Genomic DNA, 17,932 nt, shown 5'->3' on the forward strand with positions numbered 1-17,932 from the left:
GGGCGAGGCCGCGCCCCGTACCGGAACCTGATCGCCATGAGCCATGACGCGTCCCGACAGCCCGTCTCCTCCCCGGTGGCCCGCCTGACGGCGTGGCTGCGCCGACGGCTCGGACGGGCCGTCACCACGGCGTACCTCGCCGCCGTCGCGCTGCCCGGACCCGGCCTGTGGCTCCGCCACACCCGCACCGTTCCGCTGCCGACCGGACACCTCCCGGTGAGCGTCCCGGCGGCGCTGCTGTCCCTGGTGCTGTTCTCGGCCGGCCTCCAGGTACCTCTCCGCGACCTGGGCCGGCTACTGCGGCGGCCCCTGGCTCTCCTCGCCGGCCTCGCCCTGCACCTGATCGCCCCACTGCTGGTCATCCCCGCCGTCGCGATCGCTTTGCACACCTCGCCCGACACCGACGGCGGCAGCGGACTCGTCACCGCCATGATCCTGATCGTCGCGATGCCCGTGGCGGCCGGCGCCACCGTCTGGACCGGCAAGGGCAACGCCGACCAGCCCGTCATGGTCGGACTCGTCCTCGCCTCCACCCTGCTGAGCCCCTTCACCATCCCCCTGACCATGACCGCCCTGTCCCCCCTGCTGGGCGGCGACTACGCGGCATCACTGCACCAGGCGGCCCACACCTTCGGCCCCGGATTCGCCCTCACCTCCGTCCTGCTGCCCTGCGGCGCCGGCATCCTGTGCCGAATGCTGCTGCCGGCCCGCTCGTCGAGGCCCGTGCTGCACGCGACACCGATGGCGGCACTGTGGGGCTCACTGCTCCTGACCTACGTCAACGCCAGCGGCGCCCTCGGCTCCTTCTTCCGCCAGCCCCGGCCCCTCCTCCTCGCCGCCGCGCTGACCGTGGCGACGGTGGTGTGCGCGCTCTCCTTCACCCTGGGGCACCTCGCAGCCCGGCTGCTGCGCCTGGAACCGTCCACCGGGTCGTCCCTCACCCTCGCCTGCGGCATGAACAACAGCAGCGCGAGCGCCGTCCTCATCACCACCACGCTCCCTGACAAGCCCTACCTGCTGCTGCCCGTACTCGCCTACGGCCTGCTGCAGAAACTGGCCGCCGGCCGCATCGTCCGCGAACGGCCCGGGCACGTCAGGGAGCCGGTGCACGGCGCGGCGGCAGCGTGACCGGCAAGCGTGTCCCGCCGGATGCGCAGCGGCCCGAGACGGCGTGCTCCGCCAGGACCAGGCAGTGCGTGCGGCAGGTACCGGCTCGTAGGCTGCGGGTATGACCGAGATCCAGACCCTGACGCCCTCCGGCGCCTTCGCGCTGCTGATGGCCGGTAACGGGCGCTTCGTCGCGGGCAGGCCCGAACACCCCAACCAGGACGCCACCCGTCGCGCCGAGACCGCGCCGGGCCAGCAGCCCTTCGCGGTGCTGTTCGGGTGCTCCGACTCCCGCCTGGCCGCAGAGATCATCTTTGACCGGGGCCTGGGCGACCTGTTCGTGGTGCGCACGGCCGGGCACGTGCTGGGGCCGGAGGTGCTGGGCAGCATCGAGTACGGCGTCGGCATACTGGACTGCCCGCTGGTCGTGGTGCTCGGCCACGACTCCTGTGGTGCGGTCGGGGCCGCCTGCGCCGCGCTGGAGGACGGTGTGCCCGCCACGGGCTACGTACGGGACGTCGTCGAACGGGTCACCCCCAGCGTGCTGGCAGCCCGCGCGGCCGGGCGAGTGGAACCCGACGAGATCCTGGCAGAGCACGTGAAGCACACCGCCGACCTGCTGCTGGACCGCTCCCGCGCCCTCGCCGGGAAGGTCGCCGCCGGCCGCGCCGCCGTGGTGGGCCTGTCCTACCGCCTGGCCGACGGCAGCGCACGGCTTGTCGCGGCCCACGGCCTGGACGCGGCGGCCGCCACCGCGTCCTGACCGCTTTGGCCGTGAACGGTCACGGGGAGAGCCGGGGTCCCGCGGCGCGGCGGAGCCGGTTGGCGATCGCGAGCCCCAGGCCCTCCTCGGCCGGCAGTGACGCGATGACGAGGTCGCACCCGCGCCGGTCGAACTCGCGCAGGAGCCCGTACAGCCCGCGCGCGTAGGCCGGCATCGAGGCGGGGACCGTCACGACGGCGTGCGCCTTCACCGGAGCGCCGGCGAGGGCGGGGGGAAGAAGGAGACCCACCCGGTGTCCCCTCTGCTGTGCGAGCTCGGCTTCGGCAACGGCCTTCTCCGGCTCGGCCAGGACGACCCGCGCACGGGGCGCGTAGTGGGAGGGGTGCTGGCCCGGCACCCGGACGTGGCTGGCGGAGGGGACCGTGACCGGACGCCCCAGTACCGCTTCGAGGTCCTCGCGGGTGACGCCGCCGGGCCGCAGGATGCCCGGGACGTCGCCCGTGACATCGACGATGGTCGACTCCACGCCGACGCCGCACGGGCCGCCGTCCAGCACGAAGCCGACCGCGTCACCGAGCTCCGCCCGGACGTGGTCCGCCGTCGTGGGGCTGACCGAGCCGAAGCGGTTCGCGGACGGAGCCGTGATGCCGCCGCCGAAGGCCGCCAGCAGGGCGAGCGCGACAGGGTGGTCGGGCACCCGCACAGCCACCGTCTCCAGGCCACCCGTGGCTTCGAGAGGCACCCGTCGGCCGCGCCGCAGGACCAGCGTCAGCGGCCCCGGCCAGAAGTGCTCGGCCAGCAGGCGCGCCGTCGCCGGCACCTCCTCGACCCACTCGTCCAGCTGGTCCGCGCCGCCGATGTGGACGATCAGCGGGTGAGTGGGCGGGCGCCCCTTGGCCTGGAAGATTTGCGCGACCGCGGCAGGATCTTCAGCGTTGGCGCCCAGACCGTAGACGGTCTCCGTCGGCAGGGCCACCAGGCCCCCGGCGCGCAGCACCTCGGCCGCCTTCTCGATATCACTGGTTACTACCATCACCCTCGCAATCTTCTCACTGCCGCCGTACCGCCACCCCCGACCGCCCGTGGTGGGGGGCGCGCCCGGTCAGGTGGGCAGTGATGCGGCGCGCGGCGAAGGCGGTACCGGCGACGAAGCGGAGCATCGGGCCGAAGGTGGGGGCTGCCAGGGACCCGGTGAAGTACAGGGCCGGGAAGGAGGACTCGAACGCCGCGGTCAGGCGGGGGGCCCGCGAGCCGGGGACTCGGTCGAGCCGGTGGCGCAGGACCGGCGAGAGAAACTCCAGGGCCTCCAGGTCGAGGCGGTAGCCGGTGGCGGCCAGGAGATGGTCGACGCACAGCTTCGGCGGACCTTCTCCCGCGCCCGCAAGCGTGAGGTGTGCCTGCTCGCCGCGGAGGTGGGCGTGGACGATGTGGCGGGAACAGTGCACGGGCAGGACGCCCTCGACGCGCTCGCGCAGCCACCACCCACCCGACGGCCCCAGGGCACGCCGGTGGAGCAGAAGCCGGGAAGGAGCCGGCAGACGACGTACCGCGTGGGGCGCGTGGCAGACGGTCGCCAGGGCCCAGCCGGTGCCGAGTGGTGAGGACGGCTTGATGACCCGCTGAAGAAGAGGGCGGTGCGGGACCGGAGTGTCACCCCAGCGAATCCGGGGACTGCGGACGAGAACACGGACGTCGGCGCCTGCTTCGTGCAGGAGGGCCGCGCTTTCCAGGGCGGACTGGCCACCGCCCACCACGGCCACGTGCTGCCTGGCGTAGCGTGAGAGGTCGGTGTGCTGGCTGGTGTGGGACAGCGCGGCGTCGGGTCCCGGTCCGCGCGGTGCCAGGGGAAGAAGCCGGGGAGGAATATGGGCGAGCGCGCCCAGTCCCGTGGCCACGACCACGGCTGCCGCACCGATTTCCTCGCCGCCCTCCAGACAGACCCGGTAGCCGGTGCGTGACCGCTCGACGGTCCGGACGCGGGTGTTTTCCACCTCGCCGACGTAATGCTCGGTGAACCACATGCCGTACCGGACGAAGGTCGCGCACGGGATGGGCGTCAGCTCCGTCAGCACGCTCCCACCCACGGCCCGGCAGAAGTCGGCCAGCGTCCCCCCGGGTACGGGTGCCGACAGGTCCGTCGCCTGCGGTGTCGACTTCAAGAACATGCCCGTGGCCATGGCATGCCGCCAACTGCCCATGATGTCCCCGAAGATACGTACATCCACCCCCGAGGCACGCAGATGTGCGGTCACCGACAGGCCGTACGGCCCCGCACCGATCACCACCACAGGACCATGCCGCCCCACCCCACGCAGCTCACGGCGCCAAGGAACCACCTGAGTCATCCAACCCCCGACCCTCGGTCCATACTCTCCCCGGACGCGGACAGACCAGGTCGGACGCATACGCTCACAACGCCGCATGCGCCTCCCCCGAAGGCCCAGTGTGCCCCCGGGTGGGAGTGCCCTGCTGGACTATCGCCAGACCCGCACCGACTTGTCCGCCCGGGGCGGGAGCCAGGCCGGAGTGCCGCCCGGCCCTCACCGCCGACCTCCTCGTCACGGCCCTCTTCCTGCGTGCTCCACGGGCCGCGCCTTGATCAGTACTGTGATCGGCTGCTGGGCCGTCACGGTGGGACCGACCGGGCCGGAAGCGTCCGGTGGAGCCGGGCGCGGGCCGGGTCAGCGCACCCAGTCCTTCAGGGGTTCCGTGTCGAGGTCGAAGCCGACGGGTTCGGGCAGATGGACAGTGCGGCCGAACGGGCGGCGGAGCAGACTGGCGTAGGTGCCGCCGTCGGGCTCGGTGTAGAGGAGGGTCTCGCAGGTGTCCCGGTCGATCAGCAGGTACAGGGGGATGCCGGTCTGCGCGTAGGCGACGGGCTTCTCTTCCCGGTCACGCTTGTCGGTGTCGCTGTCGTACGAGGTGACCTCGACGACCATCAGGACCTGGCCGGGATCCGCCCACTCGCCCTGTCCGGCAAACGCCCCTTTGGTGGCGAGGGCACCGTCCGGCTTGGCGTGGCCCTTGCGGTACTGCTCGACGCGCAGGCCGCGTTCGGGGTAGAGCCACAGGTCGGGGCGGTGCTGCATGCAGTGCTCCATCAGCCACCGGATGATCTCGTCGTGGTCGCCGTCCGGCACCGCCTTGACCCCCAGCCTGCCGTGGATGAACTCCATCCGGACGCCTTCGCGCTCGGCGGCGGCGGCGATGCGCTCGAACTCCTCGGCCAGCATCTGCGGCCGGTCCTCAGTAACGGTCACCACACACCTCCCGCGCCCAGTCTAGGCGGGCCCGGTAGCCGAGCAGGCTTGTACGGTCCGCCGTAGGGAAGCCGTCGCCTGTCGGGCCTTTGCACTAGCGGGCGGGGCGCCGATCGCCTGCTTACTGCGTAGTTGCGACTGTGAAGGCGAACAGAAGGCTGCATGATTCGCTTCTGTAAGCGCCCGTTGGTCTGTGTTGACACGTCAACACGGGTCGCGGACCGAGTGGGATGGAGCCGGGTTCAAGAGGGTGGAAACAGGCGAAAATGTCCGATCCTCCGGCATCTTCCCAGGTTGGAAAGGTAACGATTTCGGGTTCGACTCCCCTAGGCTCCACAAAAAAACGCCCTCCGACCTGCGACAGCGCGGATCGGAGGGCTTTGTCGTGCTGCTGTGCCGTGCTGCTGTGCCGGGGCGGGCCCCGGCCGGATCAGCCGCGGGTGTCGTCGTTGCCGGGGGCGGCCTCCGTGTCGGCGCGGTCCTGCTTCGCCTGGACCTCCGGGTCGAGGGCGTCGGCGCCGCTGCCGTCGACGGAGGTGAGCCGGCCGCGGCCGGCGGGCTCGGTGGCCTCCGGGGGCTCGACCAGCCAGTCGGGGTTGGCCTGCTTGTCCCACCACTTCCACGCCGCGTACGCGCCGCCGGCGAGCAGGCCGAGCAGGAGGACGCGCTTGGCGGCGCGGCCGCGGCGGCAGCGCTTCTTCTTCGCCAGCTTCTCGATCTCGGCGGCCGACACCTGGCCGCGCAGCGCGGCGACGGCCGCGGCGGTACGGGCGACGGCCTCCTCGCGCACCGGCTCGGCGGCGGCGCGGGCCCGGGCGACGGCCTGGCCGGCCTTGGGGGGAATGGCTTCGCGGGCGTGCTCCAGGCGGGGCTGCACATGCGCGTCGTACTGCGAACGGGCCTGGTGGGCGGCCTCGGAGACCTTCGGCGCGAGCCGGGCCCGGGCCTCGTGCGCGTAGTGCACGGCCGTGTCCTTGGCCGTTCCGGCGTAGGGCGCCACCACCTCCGCGGCGTGACGCACGCTGTCCTTGGCCGTCATGGTCGCGGCGCGCACGCTGTCCTTGCGGGTCACGAGAACCTCCTCCTCGGTGGCGTACTGGAATGTCGCCTTTCCACCCGGTGGAAAATCATGCCTGTCCACGGGTGGTCCGGCATGTGCAGCGGGCATCCGGGTCAACGGCGCCCCGGGCTCGACAATGCCACGGTTCGCCGCCGCGCGCGGGCGCTTCGGTGGCTACGCGCACGGGACGGGTCGTGCGAGGATCGGTAGCCGTCAGTGAAGACTATGGAAGGTAGATCGTGGCTGAGCAGCTCTACGCCACCCTGAAGACCAACCAGGGCGACATCGAGATCCGGCTTTTCCCGGACCACGCCCCGAAGACGGTGAAGAACTTCGTCGAGCTCGCCTCGGGTGAGCGCGAGTGGGTCAACCCGGAGACGGGCCAGAAGACGACGGACCGTCTGTACGACGGCACGATCTTCCACCGTGTCATCGAGGGCTTCATGATCCAGGGCGGTGACCCGCTGGGCAACGGCACCGGTGGCCCGGGGTACAAGTTCGCCGACGAGTTCCACCCGGACCTCGCCTTCAACAAGCCCTACCTGCTGGCCATGGCCAACGCCGGCCCGGGCACCAACGGCTCGCAGTTCTTCATCACCGTCTCGCCGACCGCCTGGCTGACCGGCAAGCACACCATCTTCGGCGAGGTCTCCAACGACGCCTCCAAGAAGGTCGTGGACGCCATCGCGACGACGCAGACGAACCCGCGCACCGACCGCCCGGTCAACGACGTGCGCATCGAGTCGGTCGTCATCGAGAAGCGCTGACGCCGGCCGGCTCCCACGGGAACCTTGAGCCCCGCCCGTCCGTATGACGGGCGGGGCCGCGCGTGCTGACGGGGCTCGGCATTCACCGGCTCGCCACAGGGCAAGGGGAGAGCATGAACGACCAGGCCGTCTGCTGCTATCGCCACCCCGACCGGGAGACCGGCATCCGCTGCACCCGGTGCGAGCGGCCCATCTGCCCCGACTGCATGGTCAGCGCGTCGGTCGGCTTCCAGTGCCCGGAGTGCGCGGGCGGCGGCGGGGCCGGCGGGGGTACGGGCGCGGGCCCGCGCGCCACCGCGCCGCGCACGATCGCGGGCAGCGTGCACGTGGCCGACCCGCGCCTCGTCACGAAGATCATCCTGGCGGTCAACGCCGGCCTGTGGATCGCCGTCATGGCCGGCGGCGAGGGCCTGCTGAGCGCCCTGGAGATGCTGGGCAGGGCGCGCGTCGTGGACGGCGGCCCGCTGGAGGGCGTCGCGGAGGGCCAGTGGTACCGGCTGCTGAGCGCGGCCTTCCTGCACCAGCGGCCGGAGCACATCGCGCTCAACATGATCTCGCTGTGGTGGCTCGGCCCACCGCTCGAGGTGGCGCTCGGCCGCCTCCGTTTCGTCGTGCTCTACGTGCTCTCGGCGCTCGGCGGCAGCGCCCTGTCGTACCTGGTGGCCGCCCCGAACCAGCCCTCGCTGGGCGCGTCCGGTGCGATTTTCGGCCTGCTGGGCGCCACGGCCGTGCTGATGCACCGGCTGAAGTACGACATGCGGCCGATCATCGCGCTGCTCGTGCTCAACCTGATCTTCACCTTCACCTGGTCGGACATCGCCCGGGAGGCCCACATCGGCGGCCTGGTGGTGGGTGCGGCCGTGGCCTTCGGCATGGTGCACGCGCCGCGCGGCAGGCGTGCCCTGGTGCAGTGGGGGACGGCCGGCGCGGCCCTGGTGGTGATCGCCGCCATGGTGTTCGTCCGGACGCAGGAGCTGACCGGCGGCTGAGGAGGGGGCCGGGCGGTGGTGCATCGGCCGTGGTCACCCACACCGGTGGACGCACAGGTTGTCCACAACGCGTGCCGGATCTTGTGCGCGCTGTGCGGAACTCGTCGTTCCGGCCAAGTGGACCGCTCTGACCTGGGTCTTTATGCCAAGAAGCCGGTGTGACGATCTTTGCGGGACGGTCGCGATCAGTCACACCGGCGTCAACCTGGCGGAAGTTATCCACAGATCTTCTGAGTTTTTCCCCACTGTGGACGAGGGTGTGGATAACTCATCGGAAAGCTCGGGCCAGAGCTTGCGCGGCCCGCTGTTTCCGCTGCTGTTCCGCCGCTACTTCCACTGCGTGGAGACCACGAACCCCGCGGCGATGAAGCCGAAGCCCACGACGATGTTCCAGTTGTGCAGCGACTCCACCGGCATGTCGCCGCTCGTCACGTAGAAGACGACGATCCAGGCCAGCCCGATCAGGAACAGCGCCAGCATCACCGGCGCCACCCAGCGGCGTCCCGTGACCAGCTTCAGGTTCTGCTGCTTCACCGGCGGCGGCGTGAAGTCGTCTTTCTTGCGGATCCGTGACTTCGGCACGAGGGAACTCTCCTGTCGATGCGCTGCGTGACCGCGCTGGGCTTACAAGGACTGTCCGCCGGGGCGGGGACGCGACGGGAGCGCTTCCATCCCCCGGGCGTCCGTTAGCGTAGTGCTTCCGCGGCGTCGGAGAGGATAAGGGTACGGTGCGTAATTCTGCGGACTCCACCAACGCGCCCGCCCGGCGGTTCCGGCCGGTGCGGCTGCTGACCGCCGGCGTCTTCGCGCTCGCCGGCCTCATCTTCTGGATCAGCTTCAACACCGCGCAGGGCACCAACATCCGCACCGACGACTCCATGCTGCGGCTCTCCGACCTCATCCAGGAGCGCAGCCGCAAGAACAAGGACCTGGAGGAGAGCGCGGCCGGCGCCCGCGACCGCGTCGACGCCCTCGCCCGCCGCGACAACGGCAGCACCGCGGCGCAGGACCGGAAGCTCGCCGCCCTGGAGGACGCCGCCGGCACCCGCAAGCTCAGCGGCCAGGGCCTCACCGTCACCCTCACCGACGCGCCCCCCAACGCCACCGCCAAGATCCCCGGCGTCCCCCAGCCCCAGCCCAACGACCTGGTCATCCACCAGCAGGACCTCCAGGCCGTCGTCAACGCCCTGTGGAAGGGCGGCGCCCGCGGCATCGAGGTCATGGACCAGCGGCTGATCTCCACCAGCGCCGTGCGCTGCGTCGGCAACACCCTCATCCTGCAGGGCCGCGTCTACTCCCCGCCCTACAAGGTCACGGCCGTCGGCGACCGCGCCGCCCTGCGCAAGGCCCTCGCCGAGTCGCCCGCCATCCAGAACTACCAGCAGTACGTGGCCGCGTACGGCCTCGGCTGGAAAGTCGACCAGCACGACACGGTGACGCTGCCCGGTTACTCGGGCACAGTGGACCTCCACTACGCCAAGCCCGTCGGCTAGCGCCCCGGCGAGGGGCGCTCCGGAAGGAGCGGCCCGGTGAGGTCACGACGCGCCGTACGCGCCCTCAGCGAGCTGTGCCTGACCAGCGGGGCCCTCGTCGTGCTCTTCGTGGTCTACCTCCTGTACTGGACGGGCGTACGCGCCGACAGCGCCATGGACGGCGAGATCGGCCGCTTACGGGACCAGTGGGCGCGGCACGGCGGCTCCGCGGCGGTGGCCCCGCCCACGGTCCCGGACGCCCCGCCGGGCGAGCCACGACCCGACGCGGCCCCGCCCGCCCCCGCCCCCGTGCCCGCCCCCGCGGACGGCACCGGCGTGACTGCCCCGGCCGTCCCCGGAGCCACCGCTTCACCTGCCCCGCCCGCCTCCCCGGCCCCCCGCACCGGCGGCACGGCTGCCCCCGCCGCCCCGCCGCGCGCCGGTGCCGCCTTCGCCGTCATGTACGTGCCCCGCTTCGGCACCGACTGGGCCAAGCCCGTCCTGGAGGGCACCGGCCTCGACACGCTCAAGCGGGGCCTGGGCCACTACGAGGGCAGCGCGCCGCTCGGCGGCACCGGCAACTTCGCCGTCGCCGGCCACCGCCGCACCCACGGCGACCCCTTCAAGGACCTGCCACGGCTCCGCCCCGGCGACGCCGTCCTGCTCACCGACGGGACGACCTGGTTCACGTACCGCGTCGACACCCGGCCGTACCGCACCGCGCCCACCGACACCCGCGTCCTCGACCCCGTGCCGGCCGCCGCCGGGTACGCCGCGCCCGGCCGCTATCTGACGCTGACCACCTGCGACCCCGAGTGGGGGCACAGCCACCGGCTCGTCGTCTGGGCCCACCTGGAGACCACAGCGCCCGCCGCGCCGTAGGCTGCCCCCGTAGTCTGGTGTCGCAACTTCCGACTGATCGGCGGGTAGGGACAGCATGTACCCCTGGATCTGGCGTCATCTGCCGGGCAACGCATGGGTGAAGAGCCTGATCGCGCTCGTGCTGGTGCTGGCGGTCGTCTATGCCCTCTTCCAGTACGTCTTCCCCTGGGCGGAGCCGCTGCTGCCGTTCAACGACGTGACGGTCGACAACAACGGCATGCAGGCGGTGACCCCGTGAGCGCCCGCATCCTCGTCGTCGACAACTACGACAGCTTCGTGTTCAACCTCGTCCAGTACCTCTACCAGCTCGGCGCCGAGTGCGAGGTCCTGCGGAACGACGAGGTGACGCCGGAGCACGCCCAGGACGGCTTCGACGGCGTGCTGCTGTCGCCCGGGCCCGGCGCGCCCGAGCAGGCCGGCGTGTGCATCGACATGGTGCGGCACTGCGCCACCACGGGCGTGCCCGTCTTCGGCGTCTGCCTGGGCATGCAGTCGATGGCTGTGGCCTACGGCGGCGTCGTCGACCGCGCGCCCGAGCTGCTGCACGGCAAGACCTCCCCCGTGGTGCACGGCGGCAAGGGCGTCTTCAAGGGGCTGCCCTCGCCCTTCACGGCCACCCGCTACCACTCGCTGGCCGTCGACCGGTCGTCCTGGCCGGACGAGCTGGAGATCACCGCCTGGACCGAGGAGTCGGAGAGCTCCCAGGGCGGCATCATCATGGGCCTGCGCCACCGTGACCTGCCCGTCGAGGGCGTCCAGTTCCACCCGGAGTCCGTGCTCACCGAGTGGGGCCACCGGATGCTCGCCAACTGGCTGGCCGCCTGCGGCGACCCGGGGGCGGTGGAACGTTCGGCGGGGCTCGCCCCGGTGGTGGGCAAGGACGGGGCGTGACCGCTCTCCGGCCCGAGAGCGATGCCAGGCCCCGGGAGGCCCCCACGCCGGTCTCCCGGCCGCTGCCGCCCGAGGACCGGCCCACGATGCAGCTGCGCCGGATCGAGCCGGAGCAGCCCGTCACCGCCCCCGGAGGGCGCGCGGAGCGCCGTCGCGCCGCACAGCGCGCCGCGCGCGCCCGCAAGGACAGCTGGGGCGTGATCGCGACCCGGGCGGTCGGCGAGCTGTTCATCACCCTGGGCACGGTCCTGCTGCTGTTCGTCGCCTACCAGTTGTGGTGGACCAACGTCATCGCGCACCGGCAGGCCGGCGGTGCCGCCAGCGACCTGCGGGACAGCTGGGCGAACGCGGGCGCCGGCCACGACCGCGACGCCGGCGAGTTCTCGCCCGGCCAGGGCTTCGCCATCCTGTACATCCCCGCGCTCGACGTGAAGGCCCCCATCGCGCAGGGCGTGGGCAAGCACCAGGTGCTCGACCGGGGCATGGTCGGGCACTACGCGGGCGACGGCGGACCCGCGACCGCCATGCCCTGGGACCGGCAGGGCAACTTCGCGCTGGCCGGCCACCGCAACACGCACGGCGAACCGTTCCGCTACGTCAACCGGCTGAAGCCCGGCGACAAGATCGTTGTGGAGACTGCAAACGCCTTCTACACCTATGAGATGACGAGTCGTCTGGACCAGACGTCACCGGCGAACGTCCGGGTCATCGACCCCGTGCCGGCCGGTTCCGGCTTCACCCGGCCCGGCCGCTACATCACGCTCACCACCTGCACCCCCGAGTTCACCAGTACGTACCGGCTGATCGTGTGGGGCAAGATGGTCGAGGAGCGGCCGCGGAGCAAGGGCAAACCGGATGCGCTCGTCAGCTGAAGGCCAGTGGGGCCAGTGGAGCGAAGCGGGGGACGAACGTCTGTGGCACGGACCGACCGCGCCCGGGGGCGCATAGCCGCCACCGTCGGCGTGCTGGGGGAACTGCTCATCACCGCCGGCCTGATCCTGGCCCTCTTCGTCGTCTACTCGCTGTGGTGGACGAACGTCCTGGCGGACCGCGAGGCCAAGCGGCAGGGCGGCAGGATCCGCGACCACTGGGCGCAGTCCGCCCCCGGGGCCGGCTCCGGTGCCCCCGGCGCCCTGGACACCAAGGACGGCATCGGCTTCCTGCACGTACCGGCGATGCACAACGGCGAGGTGCTGGTGAAGGCCGGCACGGGCAGCAAGGTCCTCAACGAGGGCGTGGCGGGCTTCTACAAGGAGCCGGTGGCGTCGGCGATGCCGTGGGACCGGCAGGGCAACGTGACGCTCGCGGCGCACCGCGACGGCCACGGCGCGAAGTTCCACAACATCGACAAGCTGAAGGACGGCGACGCGATCGTCTTCGAGACGCGCGACGTCTGGTACGTCTACACGGTGTACGCGGAGCTGAAGCAGACGTCCCGCTACAACACCGCCGTGATCGACCAGGTGCCCAAGGAGTCCGGGAGGAGCAGGCCGGGCCGCTACCTCACGCTGACGACCTGCACGCCCGTCTACACCTCCGACTACCGCTACGTCGTCTGGGCGGAACTGTCCCGCACGGAGAAGGTCGACGCCAAGCGCACCCCGCCGAAGGAACTGCGCTGACGCCGAGCCGGCGCAGGTATGCAACAGGCCCCGGCCGTCCGTTCCCGGACGCCGGGGCCTGCCGCATATGTTCGTTCTCAGTGCTTGCGGCCGAAGACGCCGCCGAAGAAGCCGCCGCCGGTGTCCTGGCCACCGGTCGTGGTGGTCTGGCCGGCGGGGTTGCCACCGGGGCCGGCGCCGCCGCCGGGGGCCGTGGTGAGGTTCACCGCGGTGCCCTTGGGGACCTGCGTGCCGGGGGCCTGGTCCTGTGTGACGACCACCGCGTTGTCGTCCTGCGGGCCGGTGATGGCGCCGACCTTCAGGCCCGCGTCCTTCAGCGCCTTCTTGGCGTCCTTGAGCGACGTCGGCACGAGGTTCGGCACCTGCGACGGCTGGGCCTGGCCCTTCGACACGAACAGCGTCACCGTGGAGCCCGCGCGGGCCGAGGTGTTGCCGTCGGGGCTCTGGCGGACCACCGTGTTGGGCGGCTGCGTCGAGTCCTCGTCCTCGCGCTTCACCTGGAAGCCGAGGTCGGTCAGCTGCTTCGACGCGTTGTCGTAGGTCTGGCCGACGACGGGCGGGACGGTCCTCGACGCGGCCTGGGCGGCCACCGTCAGGGTGATCTCCGAGCCCTTGTCCTGCTTGGTGCCGGCCTTCGGGTTCTGCCGCATGACGAGACCCGCGGTCGTGCCGTCGGTCTCCTCCGGCTTCGTCTTGACCTGGAAGCCCAGCTTCTCCAGCGTCGCGGTGGCCTCGTCGACCTTCGTGCCGGTGACGTCCGGCACGTTGACCTTCTCCGCGCCCTCCGACACCACGACCTTGACGTCACCGCCCCGGTCGACCTTGGAGTCCGGCGCCGGCGTCTGCTCGCAGATCTTGCCCTTGGGCTGGTCGCACGGTTTCGTGGCCGACTGGACGACCTTGAAGTCGCCGTTCTGCCCCATCTTCTGCGCGCTCTCCAGCGTCTCGCCGATCAGCCGCGGCACGGTGACCTGCGAGTTGTTGCCGCCACTGAAGATCGACTTGCCGATGAAGATCGCACCGACGAGCACCAGCACGCCCGCCACGACCAGCAGGATCGTCGACAGGTTGCTCTTCCGGCCGCCACCGCCGCGGCGTCCGCCGCCCTGGCCGTCGTCGTAGCCGCCGTAGCCGCCGCCGTCCTGGACGGGCGGCATCATCGACGTCTGGCCGGCCGGGCCGCCGCGGTCCTGCGAGCGCAGCATCGTGGTGGGCTGGTCCTCGCCGTAGCCGGCGCCGATGGCGCCCAGCGTGGCCGTGGCCGCCACCGGCTGGCCGTCCAGGGCCGCCTCGATGTCGGCGCGCATCTCGTCGGCCGACTGGTAGCGGTAGTCGCGGTCCTTGACCAGCGCCTTCAGGACGATGGCGTCCATCTCCGGCGTGATCTCGGGGTCGTACATGCTCGGCGGGTTGGGCTCCTCCCGCACGTGCTGGTACGCCACGGCCACCGGCGAGTCGCCCACGAAGGGCGGCCGGACCGTGAGCAGCTCGTACAGCAGGCAGCCCGTCGAGTACAGGTCGGACCGGGCGTCGACCTGCTCGCCCTGGGCCTGCTCGGGCGAGAGGTACTGGGCGGTGCCGATCACGGCCGCGGTCTGCGTCATCGTCATGCCGGCGTCGCCCATGGCGCGCGCGATGCCGAAGTCCATGACCTTCACCTGGCCGGTGCGGGTCAGCATGACGTTGGCGGGCTTGATGTCGCGGTGGACGATGCCGGCGCGGTGCGAGTACTCCAGCGCCTGGAGCACGCCGATGGTCATCTCCAGCGACCGCTCGGGCAGCAGCTTGCGGCCCGAGTGCAGCAGCTCGCGGAGGGTCGAGCCGTCCACGTACTCCATGACGATGTACGGGATCGACACGCCGTCGACGTAGTCCTCGCCGGTGTCGTACACGGCGACGATCGAGGGGTGGTTCAACGAGGCCGCAGACTGGGCCTCACGGCGGAACCGGGCCTGGAAGGACGGGTCGCGTGCGAGGTCCACACGCAGCGTCTTCACGGCGACGGTGCGGCCGAGCCGGGTGTCGTGCGCGAGGTACACCTCGGCCATGCCACCACGGCCGAGCACCGAGCCCAGCTCGTACCGGCCGCCGAGGCGACGCGGCTCTTCCATAGCTCCAGCCCTTCCGTTCTCCTGACCGCACCTTCGTTACGTCCGGCAGAGTGCTGTCCGGCATACCGTACCCGCCGCGCCGGACGCCTTCCGGGTGCGACGGTCACCCGATACAGGACCGGTACCGACGGGAACGGCGTGCGGCTGCGACGGGGTGAGCCGGATCACTTCTCCGTCTTGAGCACCGCCTCCATGACGCTCTTGGCGATGGGGGCGGCGAGCGCACCACCGGCGATGTCGTCACGGGCGGTGTTCTCGTCGCCCTCGATGACGACCGCGACGGCGACCGGCGAACCGTTGTCCGTCTTGGCGTAGGAGATGAACCACGCGTACGGGTTGCCGCTGTTGTCGACGCCGTGCTGGGCGGTACCGGTCTTGCCACCGACCTTGACGTTCGGGATCTGCGCGTTGGTTCCGGTGCCCTTCTCGACCACCGTCTCCATGATGCTCTGCAGCTGGCGCGCGGTGTCCGCGGAGATGGGCTGGCTCATCTCCTTGGGCTGGTGGTGCTCGATGACGTTGAGGTTCGGGGCGCGCAGCTTGTCGACCATGTACGGCTCCATGAGCTTGCCGTTGTTGGCGACGGCGGCCGCGATCATGGCCATCTGGAGCGGGGTGGCGCGGTTGGACGCCTGGCCGATGCCGGCCATGGCGTTCTGCGGCCGGTTGTCCTTGGGGTAGACGCTGGCCGCGGTCCGGACGGGCGTGTCGACGGTCTTGTTGAAGCCGAACTTGTTCGCCTGGTCGATCATCTTCTTGTTGCCCAGGTCGGCGCTGATCTTGCCGAAGACGCTGTTGCAGGACACCCGCAGCGCCTCGCGCAGGGTGGCGTCCTTGCAGGGCAGGTTGCCCTCGTTCTTCAGCTCGATCCGGGTGTCCGGCAGCGTCCAGGGCAGCGGCGAGTCCGTCTTGGAGTCGACGTCCTTGTACAGGCCGTTCTCCAGCGCGGCGGCGGCCGTGACGACCTTGAAGGTGGAGCCCGGCGGGTAGGTCTGCCGCAGCGCCCGGTTGAGCATCGGCTTGGCCTTGTCGGAGTCCAGGTTCTTCCACGCCTTGCCGTCGAGTGCGCCCGCGATCGTCGACGGGTCGTACGACGGCGTGGACGCCAGCGCGAGGATCTTGCCGGTGCGCGGGTCGAGGGCGGCGACGGCGCCCTGCTTGTCGCCCAGACCCTTGAAGGCGGCCTCCTGCGCCTTGGCGTTCAGGGTGGTGATCACGTCACCGCCCTTCTTGCCCTTGCCGGTGATCATGTCGACCGTGCGGTTGAAGAACAGCCGGTCGTCGTCGCCGGTGAGGACCTTGTCCTCCAGGGACTCCAGCTGGCTGGAGCCGAAGACCTGCGAGCTGTAGCCCGTGACCGGGGCCCACATCGCACCGTTGACGTAGGTGCGCTTGAACTTGTAGTCGATGCCGCCGGTCTCCACCGAGCCGGTGATCTTCTGGCCGTCGACGATGATGTCGCCGCGCGGCTGGCCGTAGCGGGCGATGGTGACGCGGCGGTTGTTCTTGTCGGCCTTGAGCTCGCCGGCCTTGACGAACTGGATCCAGTTGTCCCTGATCATCAGGGCGAGGACCAGCAGGCCGCAGAAGACGGCGATCCGGCGCACGGGCTTGTTCACGGGCGGACCACCTGGGTCATCTCGGCGTCGGGGGACGGGGCGGGGGCCGGCGCGGGACGGCGCGCGGTGTCACTGATCTTGATCAGGACGGCCACCAGCGCCCAGTTGGCGATGACCGATGAACCGCCCTGCGCCATGAACGGCATCGTCATACCGGTCAGCGGGATCAGGCCCATGACGCCGCCGGCGACCACGAACACCTGGATGGCGAACGCACCGGCCAGACCCGTGGCCAGCAGCTTGCCGAAGGGGTCGCGGGCGGCCAGCGCGGTGCGCACGCCGCGCTCCACGATCAGCCCGTAGACCAGGAGTATGGCCATGATGCCGGCCAGGCCGAGCTCCTCGCCGACCGTGGCCAGGATGAAGTCGGAGTTGGCGGCGAAGCCGATCAGGTCGGAGTGGCCCTGGCCCCAGCCGGTGCCGAAGACGCCGCCGGAGCCGAAGGCCCACAGGGCCTGCATCGACTGCTCGGAGTGGCCGGCCAGGCCCTGCTTGCTCTTGAGGAACTCGCCCATGGGGTCGAGCCACGCCTGCACGCGCTGCTGCACGTGGGTCTCGAAGGAGGCCACGCCCACCGCGCCGGCGGCCGACATCAGCAGACCGAAGACGATCCAGCTGGTGCGCTCGGTCGCGACGTACAGCATCACGACGAACATGCCGAAGAACAGCAGCGAGGTACCGAGGTCGGTCTCGAAGACCAGGACCAGGATCGAGAAGCCCCAGACCGTCAGGATCGGGCCCAGGTCACGGCCGCGCGGCAGGTACAGGCCCATGAAGCGGCGGCTGGCCAGGGCCAGCGCGTCCCGCTTGACCATCAGGTAGCCGGCGAAGAACACCGCCAGCACGATCTTGGCGAACTCACCCGGCTGGATGCCGCCGATGCCCGGGATGGTGATCCAGATGCGCGCGCCGAACTTCGCGGGGAAGAACATCGGCGCGATCAGCAGGCCCAGCGCCACCACCATCGAGATGTAGGTGTAGCGCTGGAGGACGCGGTGGTCCTTGATGACGATCAGCACGGCGATGAACAGCGCGATGCCCATGGCCGAGAACAGCAGCTGGTTGGTGGCCGCCGGCGCGTAGACCTTCGAGGCCTGGAGCCGCGGCGACTGGTCCAGGCGCCAGATCAGCACGAGGCCGATGCCGTTCAGGAGCGTCGCCATCGGCAGCAGGATCGGGTCCGCGTACTTGGCGAACTTCCGCACCACCAGGTGGCCGACGCCGGCGAGCAGGCCGAGGCCGATGCCGTAGCCGAGCATGCCGGAGGGCATCTCGCCGTCCATGGCGAGGCCCACGTTCATGTAGGCGAAGCACGGGATCAGGACGGCGAAGGCCAGCAGCGCCAGCTCGGTGTTGCGCCGGCTGGGCGGGCCCGCGGTGCTGATCGTCGTATTGGTGGTGTTCGGCATCGGTGAAATCGCTGACATG

The 17,932-nt window shown here is 71.0% G+C and carries 18 protein-coding genes; 10 read left to right on the forward strand and 8 right to left on the reverse strand.

Features of this window, described 5'->3' with window-relative positions; genetic code table 11:
* The first annotated feature begins 36 nt into the window (after positions 1-36).
* Positions 37-1,128: a bile acid:sodium symporter family protein gene (locus tag IE305_RS12835; RefSeq protein ID WP_004939883.1), complete on the forward strand. Its 1,092-nt coding sequence runs from the start codon at positions 37-39 to the stop codon at positions 1,126-1,128.
* Between the two features lie 100 nt (positions 1,129-1,228).
* Positions 1,229-1,870 carry a carbonic anhydrase gene (locus IE305_RS12840; protein ID WP_004939886.1) on the forward strand — a complete coding sequence of 214 codons (642 nt, stop codon included), beginning with the start codon at positions 1,229-1,231 and terminating at the stop codon, positions 1,868-1,870.
* A gap of 19 nt (positions 1,871-1,889) precedes the next feature.
* Here IE305_RS12840 and IE305_RS12845 read toward each other — a convergent pair whose 3' ends face one another.
* The 4 genes from IE305_RS12845 to IE305_RS12860 all read right to left on the reverse strand — a co-directional run bounded on the left by IE305_RS12845 (position 1,890) and on the right by IE305_RS12860 (position 6,163).
* Positions 1,890-2,864, reverse strand: coding sequence for an L-threonylcarbamoyladenylate synthase (locus IE305_RS12845; protein WP_190129874.1), 975 nt, complete (start codon positions 2,862-2,864; stop codon positions 1,890-1,892).
* A gap of 16 nt (positions 2,865-2,880) precedes the next feature.
* Positions 2,881-4,236: an NAD(P)-binding domain-containing protein gene (locus IE305_RS12850; RefSeq protein WP_373311604.1), complete on the reverse strand. Its 1,356-nt coding sequence runs from the start codon at positions 4,234-4,236 to the stop codon at positions 2,881-2,883.
* A gap of 276 nt (positions 4,237-4,512) precedes the next feature.
* Positions 4,513-5,064 carry a Uma2 family endonuclease gene (locus IE305_RS12855; protein WP_190129875.1) on the reverse strand — a complete coding sequence of 184 codons (552 nt, stop codon included), beginning with the start codon at positions 5,062-5,064 and terminating at the stop codon, positions 4,513-4,515.
* Positions 5,065-5,521: 457 nt separating this feature from the next.
* Positions 5,522-6,163 carry a DUF5324 family protein gene (locus IE305_RS12860; protein WP_190129657.1) on the reverse strand — a complete coding sequence of 214 codons (642 nt, stop codon included), beginning with the start codon at positions 6,161-6,163 and terminating at the stop codon, positions 5,522-5,524.
* Between the two features lie 227 nt (positions 6,164-6,390).
* Between IE305_RS12860 and IE305_RS12865 the strand changes: the two genes are divergently transcribed.
* A complete protein-coding gene (locus IE305_RS12865; protein WP_190129658.1) occupies positions 6,391-6,918 on the forward strand; it encodes a peptidylprolyl isomerase in 528 nt (175 codons plus the stop codon).
* A 113-nt stretch (positions 6,919-7,031) separates the two neighbouring features.
* A complete protein-coding gene (locus IE305_RS12870; RefSeq protein WP_190129659.1) occupies positions 7,032-7,907 on the forward strand; it encodes a rhomboid family intramembrane serine protease in 876 nt (291 codons plus the stop codon).
* Between the two features lie 327 nt (positions 7,908-8,234).
* Here the strand turns inward: IE305_RS12870 and crgA are convergent, their stop codons facing one another.
* Positions 8,235-8,489: a cell division protein CrgA gene (gene crgA, locus IE305_RS12875; RefSeq protein WP_190129660.1), complete on the reverse strand. Its 255-nt coding sequence runs from the start codon at positions 8,487-8,489 to the stop codon at positions 8,235-8,237.
* 146 nt (positions 8,490-8,635) lie between these two features.
* On the opposite strand from crgA, the gene IE305_RS12880 reads away from it, so the two are divergent.
* Genes IE305_RS12880 through IE305_RS12905 form a run of 6 tightly spaced genes read left to right on the forward strand, consistent with a single transcriptional unit; the run spans position 8,636 to position 12,774 of the window.
* Complete coding sequence (locus tag IE305_RS12880; protein WP_190129661.1) at positions 8,636-9,400, forward strand: DUF881 domain-containing protein; 765 nt, start codon at positions 8,636-8,638, stop codon at positions 9,398-9,400.
* 36 nt (positions 9,401-9,436) lie between these two features.
* Positions 9,437-10,261 (forward strand): class E sortase, encoded by an 825-nt coding sequence (locus IE305_RS12885; protein WP_190129662.1) that lies wholly within the window; start codon positions 9,437-9,439, stop codon positions 10,259-10,261.
* A gap of 55 nt (positions 10,262-10,316) precedes the next feature.
* Entirely contained in the window at positions 10,317-10,499 is a 183-nt protein-coding gene (locus tag IE305_RS12890; protein ID WP_190129663.1) for a hypothetical protein, read from the forward strand.
* The gene (locus IE305_RS12895) at positions 10,496-11,152 is read left to right on the forward strand and encodes an aminodeoxychorismate/anthranilate synthase component II (RefSeq protein WP_190129664.1); all 657 of its coding nucleotides are present in this window, start codon (positions 10,496-10,498) and stop codon (positions 11,150-11,152) included. Before IE305_RS12890 ends, IE305_RS12895 begins: the two co-directional genes overlap by 4 nt.
* Entirely contained in the window at positions 11,149-12,024 is an 876-nt protein-coding gene (locus tag IE305_RS12900) for a class E sortase (protein ID WP_373311606.1), read from the forward strand. The genes IE305_RS12895 and IE305_RS12900 overlap by 4 nt, the downstream gene beginning before the upstream one ends.
* Positions 12,025-12,066: 42 nt before the next feature.
* Positions 12,067-12,774 (forward strand): class E sortase, encoded by a 708-nt coding sequence (locus IE305_RS12905; RefSeq protein ID WP_229890885.1) that lies wholly within the window; start codon positions 12,067-12,069, stop codon positions 12,772-12,774.
* Between the two features lie 77 nt (positions 12,775-12,851).
* Here IE305_RS12905 and pknB read toward each other — a convergent pair whose 3' ends face one another.
* The 3 genes from pknB to IE305_RS12920 form a co-directional block, all read right to left on the reverse strand.
* The gene (pknB, locus tag IE305_RS12910) at positions 12,852-14,885 is read right to left on the reverse strand and encodes a Stk1 family PASTA domain-containing Ser/Thr kinase (protein ID WP_190129666.1); all 2,034 of its coding nucleotides are present in this window, start codon (positions 14,883-14,885) and stop codon (positions 12,852-12,854) included.
* Positions 14,886-15,049: 164 nt separating this feature from the next.
* Positions 15,050-16,504 carry a peptidoglycan D,D-transpeptidase FtsI family protein gene (locus IE305_RS12915; RefSeq protein ID WP_190129667.1) on the reverse strand — a complete coding sequence of 485 codons (1,455 nt, stop codon included), beginning with the start codon at positions 16,502-16,504 and terminating at the stop codon, positions 15,050-15,052.
* A complete protein-coding gene (locus IE305_RS12920; protein ID WP_373311608.1) occupies positions 16,501-17,931 on the reverse strand; it encodes an FtsW/RodA/SpoVE family cell cycle protein in 1,431 nt (476 codons plus the stop codon). The genes IE305_RS12915 and IE305_RS12920 overlap by 4 nt, the downstream gene beginning before the upstream one ends.
* Position 17,932: the final 1 nt, after the last annotated feature.

This window comes from Streptomyces mashuensis (assembly GCF_014654785.1).
Lineage (GTDB): Bacteria > Actinomycetota > Actinomycetes > Streptomycetales > Streptomycetaceae > Streptomyces > Streptomyces mashuensis.

Coding starts and splice junctions, on each gene's coding strand:
- IE305_RS12870 (WP_190129659.1), top strand. CDS start 7,032: ATGAACGACCAGGCCGTCTGCTGCTATCGCCACCCCGACCGGGAGACC.
- IE305_RS12840 (WP_004939886.1), top strand. CDS start 1,229: ATGACCGAGATCCAGACCCTGACGCCCTCCGGCGCCTTCGCGCTGCTG.
- IE305_RS12835 (WP_004939883.1), top strand. CDS start 37: ATGAGCCATGACGCGTCCCGACAGCCCGTCTCCTCCCCGGTGGCCCGC.
- IE305_RS12845 (WP_190129874.1), bottom strand. CDS start 2,864: ATGGTAGTAACCAGTGATATCGAGAAGGCGGCCGAGGTGCTGCGCGCC.
- pknB (WP_190129666.1), bottom strand. CDS start 14,885: ATGGAAGAGCCGCGTCGCCTCGGCGGCCGGTACGAGCTGGGCTCGGTG.
- IE305_RS12890 (WP_190129663.1), top strand. CDS start 10,317: ATGTACCCCTGGATCTGGCGTCATCTGCCGGGCAACGCATGGGTGAAG.
- IE305_RS12855 (WP_190129875.1), bottom strand. CDS start 5,064: ATGCTGGCCGAGGAGTTCGAGCGCATCGCCGCCGCCGCCGAGCGCGAA.
- IE305_RS12850 (WP_373311604.1), bottom strand. CDS start 4,236: ATGCGTCCGACCTGGTCTGTCCGCGTCCGGGGAGAGTATGGACCGAGG.
- IE305_RS12920 (WP_373311608.1), bottom strand. CDS start 17,931: ATGTCAGCGATTTCACCGATGCCGAACACCACCAATACGACGATCAGC.